The organism is Pseudomonas sp. NPDC088414 (genome assembly GCF_044753325.1).
GTDB lineage: Bacteria > Pseudomonadota > Gammaproteobacteria > Pseudomonadales > Pseudomonadaceae > Aquipseudomonas.
In genome coordinates this window covers 34,561-50,072 of record NZ_JBIVMY010000039.1, presented here as the reverse complement: position 1 = coordinate 50,072, position 15,512 = coordinate 34,561, and the positions used below count along the sequence as shown (strand labels likewise).

16 protein-coding genes are annotated in these 15,512 nt (G+C 62.2%); 2 read left to right on the top strand and 14 right to left on the bottom strand.

Annotated elements, in window-relative coordinates; genetic code table 11:
- A partial coding sequence (locus ACIP8I_RS24150; RefSeq protein WP_400764419.1) for a ribonuclease E/G occupies positions 1-2,526 on the top strand: 2,526 nt, incomplete at its 5' end.
- Between the two features lie 189 nt (positions 2,527-2,715).
- Here ACIP8I_RS24150 and ACIP8I_RS24145 read toward each other — a convergent pair.
- From ACIP8I_RS24145 to ACIP8I_RS24100, 10 genes are all read right to left on the bottom strand, one after another.
- A complete protein-coding gene (locus tag ACIP8I_RS24145; protein ID WP_400764418.1) occupies positions 2,716-3,312 on the bottom strand; it encodes a nucleotidyltransferase family protein in 597 nt (198 codons plus the stop codon).
- On the bottom strand, positions 3,309-4,289 hold the full coding sequence (locus ACIP8I_RS24140) for an XdhC family protein (RefSeq protein ID WP_400764417.1): 981 nt from the start codon (positions 4,287-4,289) through the stop codon (positions 3,309-3,311). The genes ACIP8I_RS24145 and ACIP8I_RS24140 overlap by 4 nt, the downstream gene beginning before the upstream one ends.
- Positions 4,290-4,461: 172 nt before the next feature.
- Positions 4,462-5,478, bottom strand: coding sequence for a UDP-N-acetylmuramate dehydrogenase (gene murB, locus ACIP8I_RS24135; RefSeq protein ID WP_400764415.1), 1,017 nt, complete (start codon positions 5,476-5,478; stop codon positions 4,462-4,464).
- The gene (locus ACIP8I_RS24130) at positions 5,475-5,939 is read right to left on the bottom strand and encodes a low molecular weight protein-tyrosine-phosphatase (RefSeq protein ID WP_400764413.1); all 465 of its coding nucleotides are present in this window, start codon (positions 5,937-5,939) and stop codon (positions 5,475-5,477) included. The genes murB and ACIP8I_RS24130 overlap by 4 nt, the downstream gene beginning before the upstream one ends.
- A complete protein-coding gene (gene kdsB, locus ACIP8I_RS24125) occupies positions 5,939-6,703 on the bottom strand; it encodes a 3-deoxy-manno-octulosonate cytidylyltransferase (RefSeq protein WP_400764411.1) in 765 nt (254 codons plus the stop codon). Before kdsB ends, ACIP8I_RS24130 begins: the two co-directional genes overlap by 1 nt.
- Positions 6,700-6,885 carry a Trm112 family protein gene (locus tag ACIP8I_RS24120; protein ID WP_003174668.1) on the bottom strand — a complete coding sequence of 62 codons (186 nt, stop codon included), beginning with the start codon at positions 6,883-6,885 and terminating at the stop codon, positions 6,700-6,702. Before ACIP8I_RS24120 ends, kdsB begins: the two co-directional genes overlap by 4 nt.
- Positions 6,886-6,906: 21 nt before the next feature.
- Positions 6,907-7,917, bottom strand: coding sequence for a tetraacyldisaccharide 4'-kinase (gene lpxK / locus ACIP8I_RS24115; protein WP_400764409.1), 1,011 nt, complete (start codon positions 7,915-7,917; stop codon positions 6,907-6,909).
- Complete coding sequence (locus ACIP8I_RS24110; RefSeq protein WP_027612340.1) at positions 7,917-8,345, bottom strand: biopolymer transporter ExbD; 429 nt, start codon at positions 8,343-8,345, stop codon at positions 7,917-7,919. Before ACIP8I_RS24110 ends, lpxK begins: the two co-directional genes overlap by 1 nt.
- Positions 8,342-8,977 carry a MotA/TolQ/ExbB proton channel family protein gene (locus tag ACIP8I_RS24105; RefSeq protein WP_003227083.1) on the bottom strand — a complete coding sequence of 212 codons (636 nt, stop codon included), beginning with the start codon at positions 8,975-8,977 and terminating at the stop codon, positions 8,342-8,344. The genes ACIP8I_RS24110 and ACIP8I_RS24105 overlap by 4 nt, the downstream gene beginning before the upstream one ends.
- A 111-nt stretch (positions 8,978-9,088) precedes the next feature.
- On the bottom strand, positions 9,089-11,302 hold the full coding sequence (locus ACIP8I_RS24100) for a DNA internalization-related competence protein ComEC/Rec2 (RefSeq protein WP_400764407.1): 2,214 nt from the start codon (positions 11,300-11,302) through the stop codon (positions 9,089-9,091).
- Between the two features lie 136 nt (positions 11,303-11,438).
- Here ACIP8I_RS24100 and ACIP8I_RS24095 point away from each other — a divergent pair, with 136 nt between their 5' ends.
- On the top strand, positions 11,439-11,957 hold the full coding sequence (locus tag ACIP8I_RS24095; protein WP_400764406.1) for a DUF2062 domain-containing protein: 519 nt from the start codon (positions 11,439-11,441) through the stop codon (positions 11,955-11,957).
- 142 nt (positions 11,958-12,099) lie between these two features.
- Here ACIP8I_RS24095 and ACIP8I_RS24090 read toward each other — a convergent pair whose 3' ends face one another.
- The 4 genes from ACIP8I_RS24090 to ACIP8I_RS24075 form a co-directional block, all read right to left on the bottom strand.
- Entirely contained in the window at positions 12,100-12,879 is a 780-nt protein-coding gene (locus tag ACIP8I_RS24090; protein ID WP_027612336.1) for an ABC transporter permease, read from the bottom strand.
- Positions 12,876-13,808 (bottom strand): ABC transporter ATP-binding protein, encoded by a 933-nt coding sequence (locus ACIP8I_RS24085; protein ID WP_027612335.1) that lies wholly within the window; start codon positions 13,806-13,808, stop codon positions 12,876-12,878. The genes ACIP8I_RS24090 and ACIP8I_RS24085 overlap by 4 nt, the downstream gene beginning before the upstream one ends.
- 133 nt (positions 13,809-13,941) lie before the next feature.
- Positions 13,942-14,565, bottom strand: a complete 624-nt coding sequence (locus tag ACIP8I_RS24080; protein ID WP_123588805.1) for a glutathione S-transferase family protein — start codon at positions 14,563-14,565, stop codon at positions 13,942-13,944.
- Positions 14,566-14,608: 43 nt separating this feature from the next.
- Positions 14,609-15,268 carry a transglutaminase family protein gene (locus ACIP8I_RS24075; protein WP_400764404.1) on the bottom strand — a complete coding sequence of 220 codons (660 nt, stop codon included), beginning with the start codon at positions 15,266-15,268 and terminating at the stop codon, positions 14,609-14,611.
- Positions 15,269-15,512: the final 244 nt, after the last annotated feature.

The window sequence follows — 15,512 nt, the reverse complement described above, 5'->3', positions numbered from 1 at the left end:
ACCTTCATCCGCCAGGTGATGCCGCAGTACGCCAGCAAGATCAAGCTGTACGAAGACAGCGTGCCGCTGTTCAACCGTTTCCAGATCGAAAGCCAGATCGAGACCGCTTTCCAGCGCGTCGTCGAACTGCCTTCCGGTGGTTCCATCGTCATCGATCCGACCGAAGCCCTGGTGTCCATCGACATCAACTCGGCGCGCGCCACCAAAGGCAGCGACATCGAAGAAACCGCCCTGCAGACCAACCTCGAAGCCGCCGAAGAAATCGCCCGTCAGTTGCGCCTGCGCGACATCGGCGGCCTGATCGTCATCGACTTCATCGACATGACCCCGGCCAAGAACCAACGCGCCGTGGAAGAGAAAGTCCGCGAATGCCTGGAAGCCGACCGCGCTCGCGTGCAGATCGGCCGCATTTCGCGCTTCGGCCTGCTGGAAATGTCCCGTCAACGCCTGCGTCCATCGCTGGGCGAAAGCAGCGGCATCGTCTGCCCACGCTGCAACGGCACCGGCATCATCCGTGACGTCGAATCGCTGTCGTTGGCAATCCTGCGCCTGATCGAAGAAGAAGCCCTGAAAGACCGCACTGCCGAAGTGCGCGCTCAGGTGCCGATCCCGGTCGCCGCGTTCCTGCTCAACGAAAAACGCAACTCGATCACCAAGATCGAACTGCGCACCCGTGCCCGTATCGTCATTCTGCCGAACGATCACCTCGAAACCCCGCACTTCGAAGTTCAGCGTCTGCGTGACGACAGCCCGGAAGCTGCGACCAACCAGTCCAGCTACGAAATCGCTGCGGCCGCTGCCGAAGTCGAAGAAGTCCAGCCAGCCGCTGCGACCCGCACCCTGGTTCGCCAGGAAGCTGCGGTCAAGACTGCGCCGGCCCGTGCCAATGCGCCGGTGCCGACCGAAGTCGCCGCGCCTGCCGCCGCTGCACCGGCTCCGGTTGCCGCGCCAGAGCCAAGCCTGTTCAAGGGCCTGGTGAAATCGCTGGTCAGCCTGTTCGCGACCAAAGAAGAGCCAGCCGCTCCGGTCGTCGTTGAAAAACCGGCCACCGAGCGTCCGGCCCGCAACGAAGAGCGTCGCAACGGTCGTCAGCAGAGCCGCAACCGTAACGGTCGCCGCGATGAAGAGCGCAAGCCGCGCGAAGAACGTGCACCGCGTGAAGAACGCGCGCCACGCGAGCCGCGTGAAGAGCGTCAGCCACGCGAAGCCCGTGAAGTCCGCGAGCCGCGTGAAGCCCGTACCGAGGCGCCAGTCGCCCGCGAAGAACGCGCACCCCGCGCTCCGCGTGAGGAACGTGCACCACGTGCTCCACGTGAAGACCGCAAGCCACGTGGCGAGCGTGAAGAACGTGTGCGTGAACTGCGCGAGCCACTGGACGCCGCTCCGGCTGCACCAGTCGCTGCTGCCGCTGCCGCTGTGGTCGCAGAAGAGCGTCCAGCCCGTCAGCCACGCGAAGAGCGCGCACCGCGCCCACCGCGTGAAGAGCGTCAACCGCGTGCCGAGCAGGCCGCTGCTGCCGTCGCCGAAGAAGAAGTCAACAGCAACGAAGAGCAACTGCCGGAAGACGGTCAGGACAACGCCGAAGGCGATCGTCCACGTCGTCGCTCCCGTGGTCAGCGTCGTCGCAGTAACCGTCGCGAGCGTCAGCGTGATGCCAACGGCAACGTGATCGAAGGTTCGGAAGAGTCCGAGTCCGGCGAAAACGCTGAAACAGCACCAAGCGCTGCCGATCTGGCTGCCGGCCTGGCCGTGACCGCCGCTGTTGCCAGCAGCGTGATCAGCGCTCCAGCCGAAGCACAGGCTCACGAGCAAGCCGAACGCGCCACCGCCGCAGTTCAGGAAACCGCTCCAGTGGAAGCGCCGGTTGTTGAGGCCACTACCCCAGTGGAAGTGGTTGCTGCTCCGGAAGTGGAGGTGGCACCGGTTCAAGAAACGCTGCCTCAGGTTGAAGCTGCTGCAGAACCTGCCATTGAAGCGCCCGTCGTGGCCGCAGAGCCGGTGGCTGAAACCGTCGCTGAAACCGTGACCGAAACCGTGCGTGAAGTTCGCGAAGAACAGACCGCGTTCAACTGGGTTGCCGAGCCTGCCGTCGCTGAAACGCCAGCGCCAGTCGTTGAAGCCCCAGCGGTTGAAGAAGCCAAGGCTGCCACACCAGTGGTCGAAGCCGCCGAACCTGCTCCAGCGCCAGTGGTTGAAACACCGGTGGTCGAAGCGCCAGTGGTTGCCGAAGCCCCTGCTCCAGTGGTTGAAGCCACTCCGGTCAGCGCCCTGACGCCAAACGGCCGTGCGCCAAACGACCCACGTGAAGTGCGTCGCCGCAAGCGTGAAGCCGAGCGCCTGCAGAAGGAAGCCGAACTGGCTGCCGCTGCTGCTCCGGCTGCTGAAGTGGTCGAGGTTGCTGCTTCCGTGACTGAAGAAGCGGTGGTTGAGTCGGTCATCGCCGAAGCACCACGCTCCGTTCAGGACGCGGTCGAGCATCACCAAGCGGCCGAGGAAAAAGAGCACGAGCCTAAACCGCTCGTCTGATTCCGCAAGCCAATAAAAAGCCCCGCCTGAGCAATCAGGCGGGGCTTTTTTATCTCTCCAATTCAAGCATCACCCCGATCCCTTGTAGGAGTGAGCCTGCTCGCGATAGCGGGGTATCAGCCACCACAAATGAAGCTGACCCACCGCTATCGCGAGCAGGCTCACTCCTACAGAGGATTTATGCAGGGCTCAGGATTGGGGGAATACAAGAGAATCGGGCACATCGATATCCCACAACACCCCAGGATCATCCACTGACACTTCAACCACCCGCCCCTGCTTGAACAACGACCTGGCGCCGCGATCACCACTCAACGCCTGCAACCCCGCCCCGAACGAACGCCCGAACCCCACCGGATGGCCGAACTCGCCCTCCTGCACCGGCACACTCACCGCATCCTCGGCAATCGCCGCCGCCACCCGCTCAATACTCGACGGCAGGATAAAAGGCATATCGCCCAATACGATCAGCCAGCCATCCGCCTCGGGGCAGGCGGCAACGCCCGCCGCAATACTGTCACCCATTCCGGTCGATTCAATCGAGACCACATCGCAGCCATAAGCCTGCGCCATGCGCATGGCCTGCGGTCGCGCTTCTGTGGTCACCAGCACCCGTTTGTCGAGACCGGCCGGCAGATTCAGCAACACCTGCTCGATCACCGAACGCACCGCACCGTCGCGCCCGGTGCAATCGGCCAGCAGCTTGTCCTTGTCGGCACCGGCAACCTCACGAAAGCGACTGCCCTCGCCCGCTGCCAATACGATCACTGCAATGGATCGACTCATGAACCCTCCACGACTTTCTTCTGTTTCAACTCGACGCCGTTCTTGATCGCCACAATCTCCGCCAACAACGACAGGGCAATCTCCGCCGGTGAATGGCTGCCGATGTGCAGACCGATCGGCCCGTGCAATCGCGCAATGGCTGATTCTGACAAGCCTAGCTGAGCCAGATTGTCCCGGCGCTTCTGGCTGTTGACCCGCGAACCCAGTGCGCCGACATAGAACGCCGGCGAATCGAGCGCGGTGAGCAACGCCATATCATCCAGACGGGGATCGTGGGTCAGCGCGACGATGGCCGTGCGTTCGTCCGTCTGAATGCTCAGCACCGCATCGTCCGGCATGCCCGAAACGAAACGCCCATGGTGTTCCTCCCAGCCGTAGGCGAACTCGGTGCGCGGATCGCAGATCAGCACTTCGAAATCCAGCAGCCGGGCCATATCAGCCACATACCGTGACAGCTGTCCGGCGCCGATCAACAGCAGACGCCAGCGCGGGCCATAAATGGCGCGCAGGATCTTGCCATCGAATGCCAGCGCATCGGACTTGCTCGCCGCCGACAACACCACCTCACCGGTTTCGATGTTCAGCTCGCGAGCGACAATCTCATGGGCTTCACAGCGGGCGAGCAATTCGGCGACCCACGCCGGATCAGCGACCCGCTCTTCGGTCAGGCGCAGCGTGCCGCCACAGGGCAAGCCGAACCGCGCCGCCTCCTCGCGGGTGACGCCATAGGTAATCAGCTGCACCGGCGGGCTGTCGCTGGTGATGCGCCCGTCGTGCAGGCGGGCGATCAAGTCATCCTCGACACAACCGCCCGACACCGAGCCGATCACCACGCCATCCTCGCGCAACGCGAGCATCGCTCCCGGCGCCCGGGGCGCGGTGCCCCAGGTCTGCACCACACTGAACAGCACCACCCGCTGCCCGGCGCGGCGCCATTCGAGCACGCTGCGCAGGACGTTGAGATCGGCGCTGTCCATCAGGCGAATATCCGCTGTTGAGAGTGCCAGACCTGAAATTTCAGGGTAATCATGGGTTCATCCGCAGAGGGTTTCGGCTATGGCCGGCAGTTTACGTCAACCCTGCGACCAACAAAAAAGCCCTGCACTTTCCATTCGTGCAGGGCTCTGGGTGCTGCTTGAAAGCGTAGCCTCAATAGCGATTGGGCTCCATTTCCAGTTCGACATTGAAACGTTCGGCAATGTCTTTCTGGATGCGTTGCGCCAGATCCAGCAATTGCAGGCCGGTGGCCGCGCCGTAGTTGACCAGCACCAGCGCCTGCAACTTGTGCACGCCCGCATCGGCCTCGCGAAAACCTTTCCAGCCAGCGCGCTCGATCAGCCAGCCGGCAGCCAGTTTCATCTGCCCGTCCGGCTGCGCATAGGCCACCAGATCCGGGTGTTGCGCCTTGATCTGCTCGACCAACGCCGCTGATACCAGAGGATTCTTGAAGAAACTGCCGGCATTGCCGAGCACTGCCGGATCAGGCAGTTTTTCGCTGCGGATACTGCAGATCGCGCGGCTGACGTCGCTGGGCGTCGGTTGCTCGATGCCCTGCTCGGTCAGGCGTTGACGCACCGGACCGTATTCCAGATGCAGATGCGCGACACGATCAAGCTCGAAGCGCACCCGCAGGATCAGCCAACGCCCCGGCTGCTGCTTGAACAGGCTGTCGCGGTAGGCGAAGTTGCATTCTTCCAGGCTGAAGTCGCGCAGCTCGCCGGTCTGGCGATCCAGCGCGGTCAGCCCGGCGAACACATCCTTGATCTCGACGCCGTAGGCGCCGATGTTCTGCATCGGCGCCGCGCCAACAGTACCGGGGATCAGGCTGAGGTTTTCCAGACCGGAAAAACCCTGCGCCAGCGTGTGCTGCACGAACGGATGCCACGGCTCGCCGGCTTCGGCTTCGATCACCACGCGGTCGCCGTCGTCGATCAGCCGAATGCCTCGGCTGGCCATGCGCAGCACCAGCGCTGGAATGTCAGCAGTCAGCAGCAAGTTGCTGCCGCCGCCGATCACCAGTAACGGCAGATCATGGGCAGTCGCATAGGCCAGGGCTTCGCGCACGTCGGCGTCGCTGTGGGCCTCGGCGAACAACTGCGCGCGCACATCCACGCCAAAACTGTTGAACGGTTTCAGCGAAACCTGTGATTGAAGCTGCAAACTCATAACCGGCCCTTCACTTCGATCAACAGTTGGTCACACGCTGCCTCGATCAGGTCCAGTACCTGCTCGAAACCCTGATCGCCGTCGTAGTACGGATCCGGCACTTCATCGACCACACCGGCATAACGGCGCAGGAACAGGTCCAGCTCGGCCTTGCCAGTGGACGGCTGCAGAGCCTTGAGGTTACGCAGGTTGCTGTTGTCCATGGCCAGAATCAGGTCGTAACTGGCGAAATCGGCACGGCTGACCTGCTGCGCGCGTTGCGCCGACAGGTCATAACCACGCAGTTTGGCTGCGGCCTGGCTGCGCTTGTCCGGCGGGTTGCCGACGTGCCAGTCACCGGTGCCGGCGGAGGCCACTTCGACCTGATCCGCCAGCCCGGCTGCACGCAGTTTGTGACGCAACACGCCTTCAGCGGTGGGCGAACGGCAGATGTTGCCCAGGCACACGAACAGAACGCGCATCAGGCCTCCAGCAGGCGACGAACGCGCTCGAGGTCTTCAACGGTGTCGACGCCGGTTGGCGGCGCGATCAACGCATCGGCGACATGAATCCGCACGCCGTGCCACAGGGCACGCAGTTGTTCGAGGGATTCCGTGTTTTCCAGCCAGCACGGGCCCCAGCTCACGAAGTCCTGGAGGAACCCGGCACGGTAGGCATAAATGCCGATGTGGCGACGATACGGCACGCCTTCCGGCAACTGCTCGCGGCTCTTGGCGAAGGCATCGCGGGCCCACGGCAAGGTCGCGCGACTGAAGGTCAGCGCCAGACCATTGAGGTCGCTGACGACCTTGACCACGTTCGGGTTGAACAGGGTCTCCACGTCTTCGATCGGCTCAGCCAGGGTGGCCATGCGCGCTTCGGTATGGGCCGCGAGATTGGCCGCGACCTGATCGATCACGCTTGGCGGAATCAGCGGCTCGTCACCCTGCACGTTGACTACAATCGCGTCCGGTGCGAGGCCCAGTTTGGCGGCGACTTCCGCCAGACGGTCGGTGCCGGAATTGTGGTCTTCACGGGTCAGCACCACTTCCGCGCCGAACGCCTTGCACGCCTCTACGATGCGCACATCGTCGGTCGCCACCACCACACGGCTGGCGCTGCTTTTGCTCGCCTGTTCCCAGACGTGCTGGATCATCGATTTGCCAGCGATGTCCAGCAGCGGTTTGCCCGGCAGGCGGGTCGAGGCGTAACGCGATGGGATGACAACGGTGAAGGCAGTGGTCATTTATCCAGACGCTCGTCGGTGGTCAGGGTACGTGCTTCGCTTTCGAGCATCACCGGGATGCCGTCGCGGATCGGATAGGCCAGGCCGGCGCCCTTGCTGATCAGTTCGGTCTTGTCGGCGCTGAGCTTAAGCGGGCCTTTGCAGATCGGGCACGCGAGGATATCGAGCAATTTGGTGTCCATGAACATTCCCTGGATAAAGAGTTAAGGCAAAAGACGATCGGGCAACAGGCGCATCAACTGGGTGTCGAACCAGGCCACGAAGGCCGGTGACGGCACGGCATCGACCGCCAGATACCACCAGTCGTCTGCGGCGAAGGCACGGCACTTCACCGCGTCCTTTTCGGTCATCACCAACGGCAATGACGGTGTGAAATTCAAGGCCTGCACGCTGTATTCGGCGTGGTCGGCAAACGCATGGGGGATTGCCCGCCAGTCTAGCGCTTCGAGGGTATTGAAGAAACGTTGCGGATTGCCGATCCCGGCCACCGCGTGCACCGCTTGACCGGGCGCAAAATGCGCCAGCGGCTGGCGCTCGCCGCTGCGCAGATTGACCAGCGCCGTCGGTTGCAGGCGAAAGGCGAAACCGTCTTCGCGATCCGCCGTGGCACCGTTGAACAGCACGCCATCGACGCTTTGCAAGCGCTCGATCGGCTCGCGCAACGGACCGGCCGGCAGGCAACGCTTGTTGCCCAGGCCTCGGGCGGCGTCGATCAGCACCAGCTCCAGATCCCGGGCCAAGCGATAATGCTGCATGCCGTCGTCGGAGAGGATCAGGTCCAGAGGTTCACTGGCGAGCAGCGCTTTGACCGCCGCGCTGCGATCAGGATCGATCATCAGCGGCACGCCGGTGCGCTGCACGATCAGCAGCGGTTCGTCGCCGGCGATATCGGCGCCTTGATCGGCCTCGACCCGCCACGGCAGTTGCGGCGGCTTGGCGCCATAGCCACGGCTGACCACGCCGACGCGCAGACCGGCGCGTCGGCAATGCTCGATCAGCCACAAAATCATTGGCGTCTTGCCAGTGCCGCCCACCGTGATGTTGCCGACCACGATCAACGGCACCGGTGACTGGTAGATCTGGCCTTCGCCGTCGAGAAAGCGCTGACGCTTGTTGACCACCACGCGGCGGTAGAGCATTTCCAGCGGCCGCAGCAGCGTCAGGGCCGGGTGCCCCTGATACCACGCGGCGAGCAAACGATCGGACAGGCTCATCAGGATTTGGGCGCCGCCTCGACCGTGGTCATACGCAGATGGCTGAAACCGAGCTTGCCGGCCGCGTCCATGGCGGTGATCACTGATTGGTGTTGGGTCTTGCCGTCAGCGCTGATCGACAACGGCATATTGGTGTCACCGTTGGCTTCTTTCTGCATGGCTTCCATCAGCGTCGCCAGGTCGTTTTTCGGCAGAATCTTGTTGTTCACCGAAAACACGCCTTCGGCGCTGATCGCGACGTCCAGTTGCTTGAGCTGCTGGTCTTCGGCCGGCGATCCGCTGACCGACTCCGGCAGATCGACACGCAGCTGGGTTTCGCGGGTGAAGGTGGTGGTCACGACGAAAAACAGCAACAGGATGAACACCACGTCGATCAGCGACGCGAGGTTGATGTCGATCGTTTCCCGGGGTTTGCGACGGAATTTCACGCTTTGTCCCCGGCCAGATCGACGTCACGGTCGCCCTGCACCACTTCGACCAGTTTGATCGCTTCCTGCTCCATGCCCACCACCAGCTCATCGATGCGGCGTTGCAGGAAACGGTGGAAGAACACCGACGGAATACCGACCATCAGGCCCGCCGCGGTGGTGATCAGTGCCTTTGAAATACCGCCGGCCAGGACCGAGGCATTGGTGGTCATGCCGGAACCGGTGAAGGCGCTGAAAATGTCGATCATGCCCAGTACCGTGCCCAACAGGCCCAGCAACGGCGACATGGCGGCAATCGTGCCCAGCGCGTTGACGTAGCGTTCGAGCTCGTGAATCACCCGCGCGGCGGCTTCTTCGATGCATTCCTTCATGATCTCGCGACCATGTTTGGAGTTGGCCAGACCCGCGGCGAGGATTTCACCCAGCGGCGAATTGGCGCGCAATTCCTTGAGCTTTTCTTTATTGAGCTGTTTGTCCTTGATCCAGACCCAGACCTGGCCCAGCAGATGCTCGGGGGTGACGCGGCTGGCGCGCAGGGTCCACAGGCGCTCGGCGACAATCGCCATGGCCGCGATGGAACTCAGAATGATCGGCAACATCATCCAGCCGCCGGATTTGACCAATTCCCACACAGTGACAGTCCCCTCGAAAAAGTGCGCCACTTTACCATACCGGTTCGCGATTAAGACCCGCCGCCCCGACGACCTGATGCCGCATTCGGCGATCCCGCGATCAATGGTGTTTCAACGCCAGAAACGCCGCTGTTGACGCATCAGCCACGGCGCCTGAAAGCTGCCCAGGCGCAGATGAATGGCGCCGTGCTGCGCGCTGTCGTAGATGCGCAGCCCTTGCTGGCGATAACGCGCCAGCACCAGTGGATGCGGATGGCCGAACGAATTGCCCTGTCCCCGGGAGATCAGCACCGAATGCGGCTTCAAGTCCCTGAGCAAAGCCGTCGACGAGGAACTGCGGCTGCCGTGGTGCGGTGCCTGCAGCCAGTGCGTCGGCACCGCCAACGGACTCTCCAGCAAAACCCGTTCGGCAGCCGTGTCGATATCGCCGGTCAGCAGCAGCCGCTCGCCATTGGCCTCGATCTGCAACACGCAGGAGCGCTGATTGCTGTCATTGGCCGCCGACCATTGCCACAGCTGAAAACTGACGCCGTCCCACTGCCATTGGCGCCCGCTTTCACAGGCTTCGGCCCGCAGTATGGCGGGCAGCCCCGGCGGATCGCCGCTGATCACCCGCGTCACTTTCAGCCCCCGCGATACCGCCAGCGCACCACCGGCATGGTCGGCGTCGGCATGACTGAGCAGCATCAAATCAATGCGCTCGACCCCCAGTTTGTGCAGCGCCGGCAGCACCACCCGCTCCCCCAGATCGAAATCGCCAAAGCGTGGACCGGCGTCGTAGAGCAACGTGTGATGACGCGTGCGGATCAGGATCGCCAGACCCTGACCGACATCGAGCTGCCAGATATCGGCCAGGCCCTCGGCCACTCGCTCGCGAGGCGGCGCCAGCAGAATCAACAGCAACGGCCAGCCCAGTGGTCGCAATGGCACCCCGCGCGGCAACAGCAACAGCAAGGCGCCGAGACTGCCGAGCAGCAAAACCCACCACGGCAGCGACGGCGAGATCCACGCCGGCCAAGCCCCGGCGATCACCGACAAGCCACGAAACAGCCAGTCGATCAAACCACCGGCCAGCCACAACAAGCCTGCACCGACGTAAGGTACCGGCAACAACAGCGTGCCGAGCAGCGCTGGTGGCAGCACCAGCAGACTGACCCACGGCACCGCCAGCAGATTCGCCAGAGGTCCGCTAAGGCTGATCGGCAGGTTCAGCGCCAGCAACACCGGGCACAGCCCCAGCGCAATCAGCCATTGCGCGCGAGTCCAGGTCTGCCACCATTTCCACGCGCCGAGCCGCCCGCCGAAGGTGAAAATCAAAATCCCCACTGCGGCGAACGACAGCCACAAACCCGGACGCAAACTGGCCAACGGATCGAACAACAGCAGCGCATCGAATGCCAGCAACAGCGGCCACCACGCGCCGAGATGGCGAAAGCGCAGGCGCCACAGCAACACCAACCCGACCATCACGCAGGCCCGTTGCACCGGCACCTCGAACCCGGCAAGCAAGCCATAACCGAGCGCCGCGGCAAACGCCAGCCCGCAGGCCCATGGCAGCCATTGCCAGCGCAGCGGCCACCAGCCATAGCGCGCCAGCCCGGCGACAAGCAGATACATAACCGCCGCCAACATCCCGATGTGTTGACCGGAAATCACCAGCAGATGCACGGTGCCGGTGTCCTGCAGGATCTGCCAATCCTCGCGGCTGAGCCCCGAGCCGTCACCGAGTACCAGCGCCGCCAATGCACCGCCCCGGCCCTGCGCGTTCACTTCAAGCAAGCGCTGCCGAATGCTGTCGCGCCATGCCCAACTCGCCTCGGCAAGGCGCTGACCGTCCTTGATCGTGCCCGTCGCGCCAATGCGTTGCGCCAACAGCCAGGCCTCGTAATCGAAGGCATCGGGATTGAGCAAACCAACCGGGCGCTTAAGCTTTACCGCCAGCCGCCAGCGCTCGCCGCTGTTAAGCGGCGGCCCGGCGTACCACGCCAGGCGCATCAACGAAGGCAGCTTCTCGTGACGCGAGCGGGCATCGGCCAACTCGAAACGCACCACGCCCTCGCTGTTTTGCGGCAAGCCGACCACCCGTCCTTCGACCCAACGGGTTTCGCCGTCAAGCGCTGCGGGCAGACGATCATTCAACGCCCATTGCGCACTGACGCACGCCCAGGTGAAACCGAACAACAGAAGCGCCACGGGATAGCTGCGAAACGGCAGCAACATCAGTCCCACCAACGGCAACAACATCATCAACCCGACCGGCGGTAAAACCGGCAAAAAAACCGCAACCAGCAGACCGACTGCCAGCGCCATCATCCCTGTGCGCATAAGCCCGTCCTTGAGAGTTCCTGCATTAGGCGTAGCGGGTACGAAGCTGGGTCGTCGTCAACAATTGTCACAAAGTCTGAATGGGCGCTTCGTAGAATCCAGACATACTTGCCGCCTTAACCGACCGAGAAGCCTTATGCCCCGGCGCTTATTCAAACGTTACATGCCCGACCCGACGAGCATCAGGGAACACAAATCCTTACGCTTTCTCGGCAAGTTGCTGCATGACCCGAACCTCTGGCACCTCAATCGGCACTCGGTGGCCCGGGCGATGGCCGTCGGCCTGTTCGCCGCGTTCCTGCCGATTCCGGCGCAGATGCTGGTGGCGGCGGCACTGGCGATCACCGTGCGCGGCAACATGCCGATTGCCGTCAGCCTGGTCTGGCTGACCAACCCGATCACCATGCCGGCGGTGTTTTTCTGCACTTACCAGACCGGGGCCTGGTTGATGAATGTACCCGCCCGCACCCTGCCCGATTCGTTGACCTGGGAATGGATGAGCGGAGAGTTGTCGACCATGTGGCAACCGTTTTTGCTGGGGTCGGTAGTGTGCGGATTGCTACTCGGCATCCTCGCCTACTTCACGGTGATGCTGTACTGGCGCTGGTGGGTGGCACGGCAATGGGCGCGCCGCAAGAAAAACCGCATGCGCTGAATGCAAAACGGCCTCCGCAGTGGGAGGCCGTTTTTTTTGTAGCGTCTGAATAGGCCCCATCGCGAGCAGGCTCACTCCTACATAGGAACACGCCCTTCTGTAGGAGTGAGCCTGCTCGCGATGGCAGCGACGCGGTTGCGGATCAGGTGCGCATCCCGCGCCCACTCACCAGCAGCCGCGCGCAACCGAGGTACAACACCACTGTCGCCACCAGCATGAAGGTGATCGCGATGCCGATGCGGATATCCGACACCCCAAGAATGCCGTAACGGAAGGCGTTGACCATGTGCAACACCGGGTTGGCCAGCGACACGGTTTGCCAGAACGGCGGCAGCAAGGTAATCGAGTAGAACACCCCACCCAGGTAGGTCAGCGGCGTCAGCACAAACGTCGGGATGATCGAGATGTCATCGAAGTTGCGCGCAAACACCGCGTTGATGAAGCCCAGCAGCGAAAAGATGGTCGCGGTCAGCACCACCACAAGGATGGTCACGCCGAGGTGATGCACCTGCAGATGGGTGAAGAACAGCGACAGAATGGTCACGATGACCCCGACCATCAAACCGCGCAGCACGCCGCCAATGGTGAAGCCGATCAGAATCGTGTGCGGCGACACTGGCGAGACCATCAGTTCCTCGATGGAGCGCTGGAACTTGCTGCCGAAGAAACTCGAGACCACGTTGCCGTAGGAGTTGGTGATCACCGACATCATGATCAGCCCCGGCACGATGTACTCCATGTAACTGAAGCCACCCATGCCGCCAATCTGCTTGCCGATCAGGTTACCGAAGATCACGAAGTACAGAACCATGGTGATCGCCGGCGGCAGCAGGGTCTGCGGCCAGATCCGCGTGAAGCGTTTGACCTCGCGATAAACGATGGTCTGGAGGGCGACGAGGTTGGGGCGGAACTCGGAACTCATACCGCCACCTTCGACAGATTTTTCTCCACCAGGGACACGAACAGCTCCTCGAGGCGATTGGTTTTATTACGCAGGCTCAACACTTCGATGTTCTGTTGCGCCAACTGGGTGAACAGCGCGGTGATGCCCATGGATTTGTCGACCTGGACTTCCAGGGTATGGCCGTCGAGCAACCGGGCGGGATAGCCAATCAATTGCGGCGCGGCGTGCAAGTCGTTTTTCAGGTCGAGCAGGAAGGTCTCGACGTGCAACTGGCCCAGCAACTGTTTCATGCTGGTGTTCTCGACGATGGTGCCGTGGTCGATGATGCCGATGTTGCGGCACAACTGCTCGGCCTCTTCCAGGTAGTGCGTGGTGAGGATGATGGTGATGCCTTTCTGGTTCAGCTCGGTGAGGAACGTCCACATCGAGCGACGCAGTTCGATGTCGACGCCAGCGGTCGGCTCATCGAGGATCAGCAGGCGCGGTTCATGCACCAGGGCGCGGGCAATCATCAGACGCCGTTTCATGCCGCCGGACAGCGAGCGCGATGGTACATCGCGCTTGTCCCACAGGCCGAGCTGGGTCAGGTACTGTTCGGCGCGTTCCTTGGCGATCTTCGCCGGAATGCCGTAGTAACCGGCCTGGGTCACGACGATGTCGAAAGTCTTTTCGAACTGGTTGAAGTTGAATTCCTGGGGCACCACGCCGATCGAGCGCTTGAGCGCGGCGGGGTTCTTGTCCAGGTCATGACCGAAGATATTCACCGTGCCGCTGGTCTTGTTGACCAGGGTCGAGAGAATGCCGATGGTCGTGGATTTGCCGGCGCCGTTGGGGCCGAGCAAGGCGAAAAAGTCACCTTCGGCGACGTCCAGATCGATACCACTCAAGGCCTGGAACCCGTTGCCGTAGGTTTTGGTTAGCTGCCGGATGGACAGAGCGGAACTCATATCGGATTTACGCACCAAGAAGGGAAGAAAAGGAAAGATTGGGCCGGGCGGCGAACAAAACAACCACGGCGCATGAGCGCAATGGTGCTTGCCGCCGCTACACAAGTACAGTCAAGAGTGTCGATAGTTATTATCAAGTCAACGCGGTCATGACCGCTTTCTGATAAGCCGGACGCTGCTTCAACCGTGCATACCACGCTTCCAGATGCGGCTGCGCGGCGCGTTCGATCGGCATCTCGAACCAGGCATAAATGAAACTGCCCAGCGGAATATCGCCCATGCCGATTTCGCTGCCGGACAGGTATGGCTGGCTGGCGAGGGCCTGATCGGCCATGGCCAGCAGCGCGGTGCACTCCTTGATTGCGGCGTTGATTGCGGGCCAGTCCTGCTGGTCCGCTGGGGTACGCAACACGCCCCAGAACACGGTGCGAAAGGGTCCGGCAAAACTCGAGGTGGTCCAATCCATCCACTTGTCCGCGATGGCCCGGGCTTGCAGGTCTGCCGGATACCAGGCGCTGTTCGGTGCATGCCTGGCCAGCAGGTAACGCACGATGGCATTCGATTCCCACAGCACGAAGCCGTCATCTTCGATCACCGGTACCCGGCCGTTCGGGTTCATCGCCCGGTATTCAGGTGTGTCGACCACACCGAAAGCACCACCGGCGTCAATCGCCTCGTAGGCCAGGCCCAGCTCCTCGGCGGCCCACAGTGGTTTCCTGACATTCGATGAGTTTTTCCGTCCCCAGATCTTCAGCATGACCGCCTCTTTTCAAGTGAGTGGGCAGGCAGCATACGCCGGATCAGACCCGACTCAAATCACTCTGCATATCGCCTAGCACCTTCGCCTGATGCTCGCCAAACAGATGCGGGTAGCATTTTTCCAGGTGTTCGAAGAAGAACTGCTCCGGCACATCGGTGAACTGGCCGTGATCGACCAGATACTCCATCAACAGCGCGCCGTCACGGTTATACGGATGGAAAACGCTGTCATTGATCCCGTCAAAGTCCAACGGTGCGACATTGAACAATTCGCAGAGTTGCTGATTGAAGGCCGGCGTGGCTTTGACCCAGCGCTCGTTGAGGAACATTTCGGTGTAACCGTGCATGGCGAACACATCGCTGCGCAACAACTCCAGCAAACGCGGGGTCGACAGGTGATTCTTGACGTCGGCCAGTCCGATGCGTGCGGGAATGCCGCAATGCCGTGCGCACCCGGCCAGCAATGTGGCCTTGGGCACGCAATAACTTTCCCCGGCCGCCAGCGCATGACTGCCGCACAGGGTCTGCGGGTCGAGGCTGAAGGTATACGGGTTGTAGCGCACCACTTCGCGCACGGCGTAATAGAGACTGATCGCCTGCGCGAGCGGGTCGCGGCTGGCACCGCGGTGTTGTTCGGCGAACTCCACCACCGCCGGGTGGTCACTATCGATGAAGCGGCCGGGGCTCAGATACTCGCGCATGACGATGTTCTCCTGGGTGAGCCCCGAGTCTAGCGACAGCTCAAGCACAGAGATAACGACGTTTCGGCCAAACATGCACGCGAAGACGCGGGAACGGCGAACGATTTCCCACGGGTGTTGCCCACCGAACCTACGAAAACCATCCGGGGTTTCCCACGAGTTCAATCACCAGGTTCTGACCACCCCGTTTTACAGATGCCGTCTAAGCTCTGGAGGGTCGGTTTGCCTTGGTTCACGGAGGATT

Bases quoted from the DNA above. Each gene is read 5' to 3' on its own strand.
- ACIP8I_RS24085 (WP_027612335.1), bottom strand. From the start codon at position 13,808: ATGAGTTCCGCTCTGTCCATCCGGCAGCTAACCAAAACCTACGGCAAC.
- ACIP8I_RS24075 (WP_400764404.1), bottom strand. From the start codon at position 15,268: ATGCGCGAGTATCTGAGCCCCGGCCGCTTCATCGATAGTGACCACCCG.
- ACIP8I_RS24130 (WP_400764413.1), bottom strand. From the start codon at position 5,939: ATGCGCGTTCTGTTCGTGTGCCTGGGCAACATCTGCCGTTCGCCCACC.
- ACIP8I_RS24120 (WP_003174668.1), bottom strand. From the start codon at position 6,885: ATGGACACCAAATTGCTCGATATCCTCGCGTGCCCGATCTGCAAAGGC.
- ACIP8I_RS24095 (WP_400764406.1), top strand. From the start codon at position 11,439: ATGCCCCGGCGCTTATTCAAACGTTACATGCCCGACCCGACGAGCATC.
- ACIP8I_RS24145 (WP_400764418.1), bottom strand. From the start codon at position 3,312: ATGAGTCGATCCATTGCAGTGATCGTATTGGCAGCGGGCGAGGGCAGT.
- lpxK (WP_400764409.1), bottom strand. From the start codon at position 7,917: ATGAGCCTGTCCGATCGTTTGCTCGCCGCGTGGTATCAGGGGCACCCG.
- murB (WP_400764415.1), bottom strand. From the start codon at position 5,478: ATGAGTTTGCAGCTTCAATCACAGGTTTCGCTGAAACCGTTCAACAGT.
- ACIP8I_RS24140 (WP_400764417.1), bottom strand. From the start codon at position 4,289: ATGGACAGCGCCGATCTCAACGTCCTGCGCAGCGTGCTCGAATGGCGC.
- ACIP8I_RS24090 (WP_027612336.1), bottom strand. From the start codon at position 12,879: ATGAGTTCCGAGTTCCGCCCCAACCTCGTCGCCCTCCAGACCATCGTT.
- kdsB (WP_400764411.1), bottom strand. From the start codon at position 6,703: ATGACCACTGCCTTCACCGTTGTCATCCCATCGCGTTACGCCTCGACC.
- ACIP8I_RS24100 (WP_400764407.1), bottom strand. From the start codon at position 11,302: ATGCGCACAGGGATGATGGCGCTGGCAGTCGGTCTGCTGGTTGCGGTT.
- ACIP8I_RS24080 (WP_123588805.1), bottom strand. From the start codon at position 14,565: ATGCTGAAGATCTGGGGACGGAAAAACTCATCGAATGTCAGGAAACCA.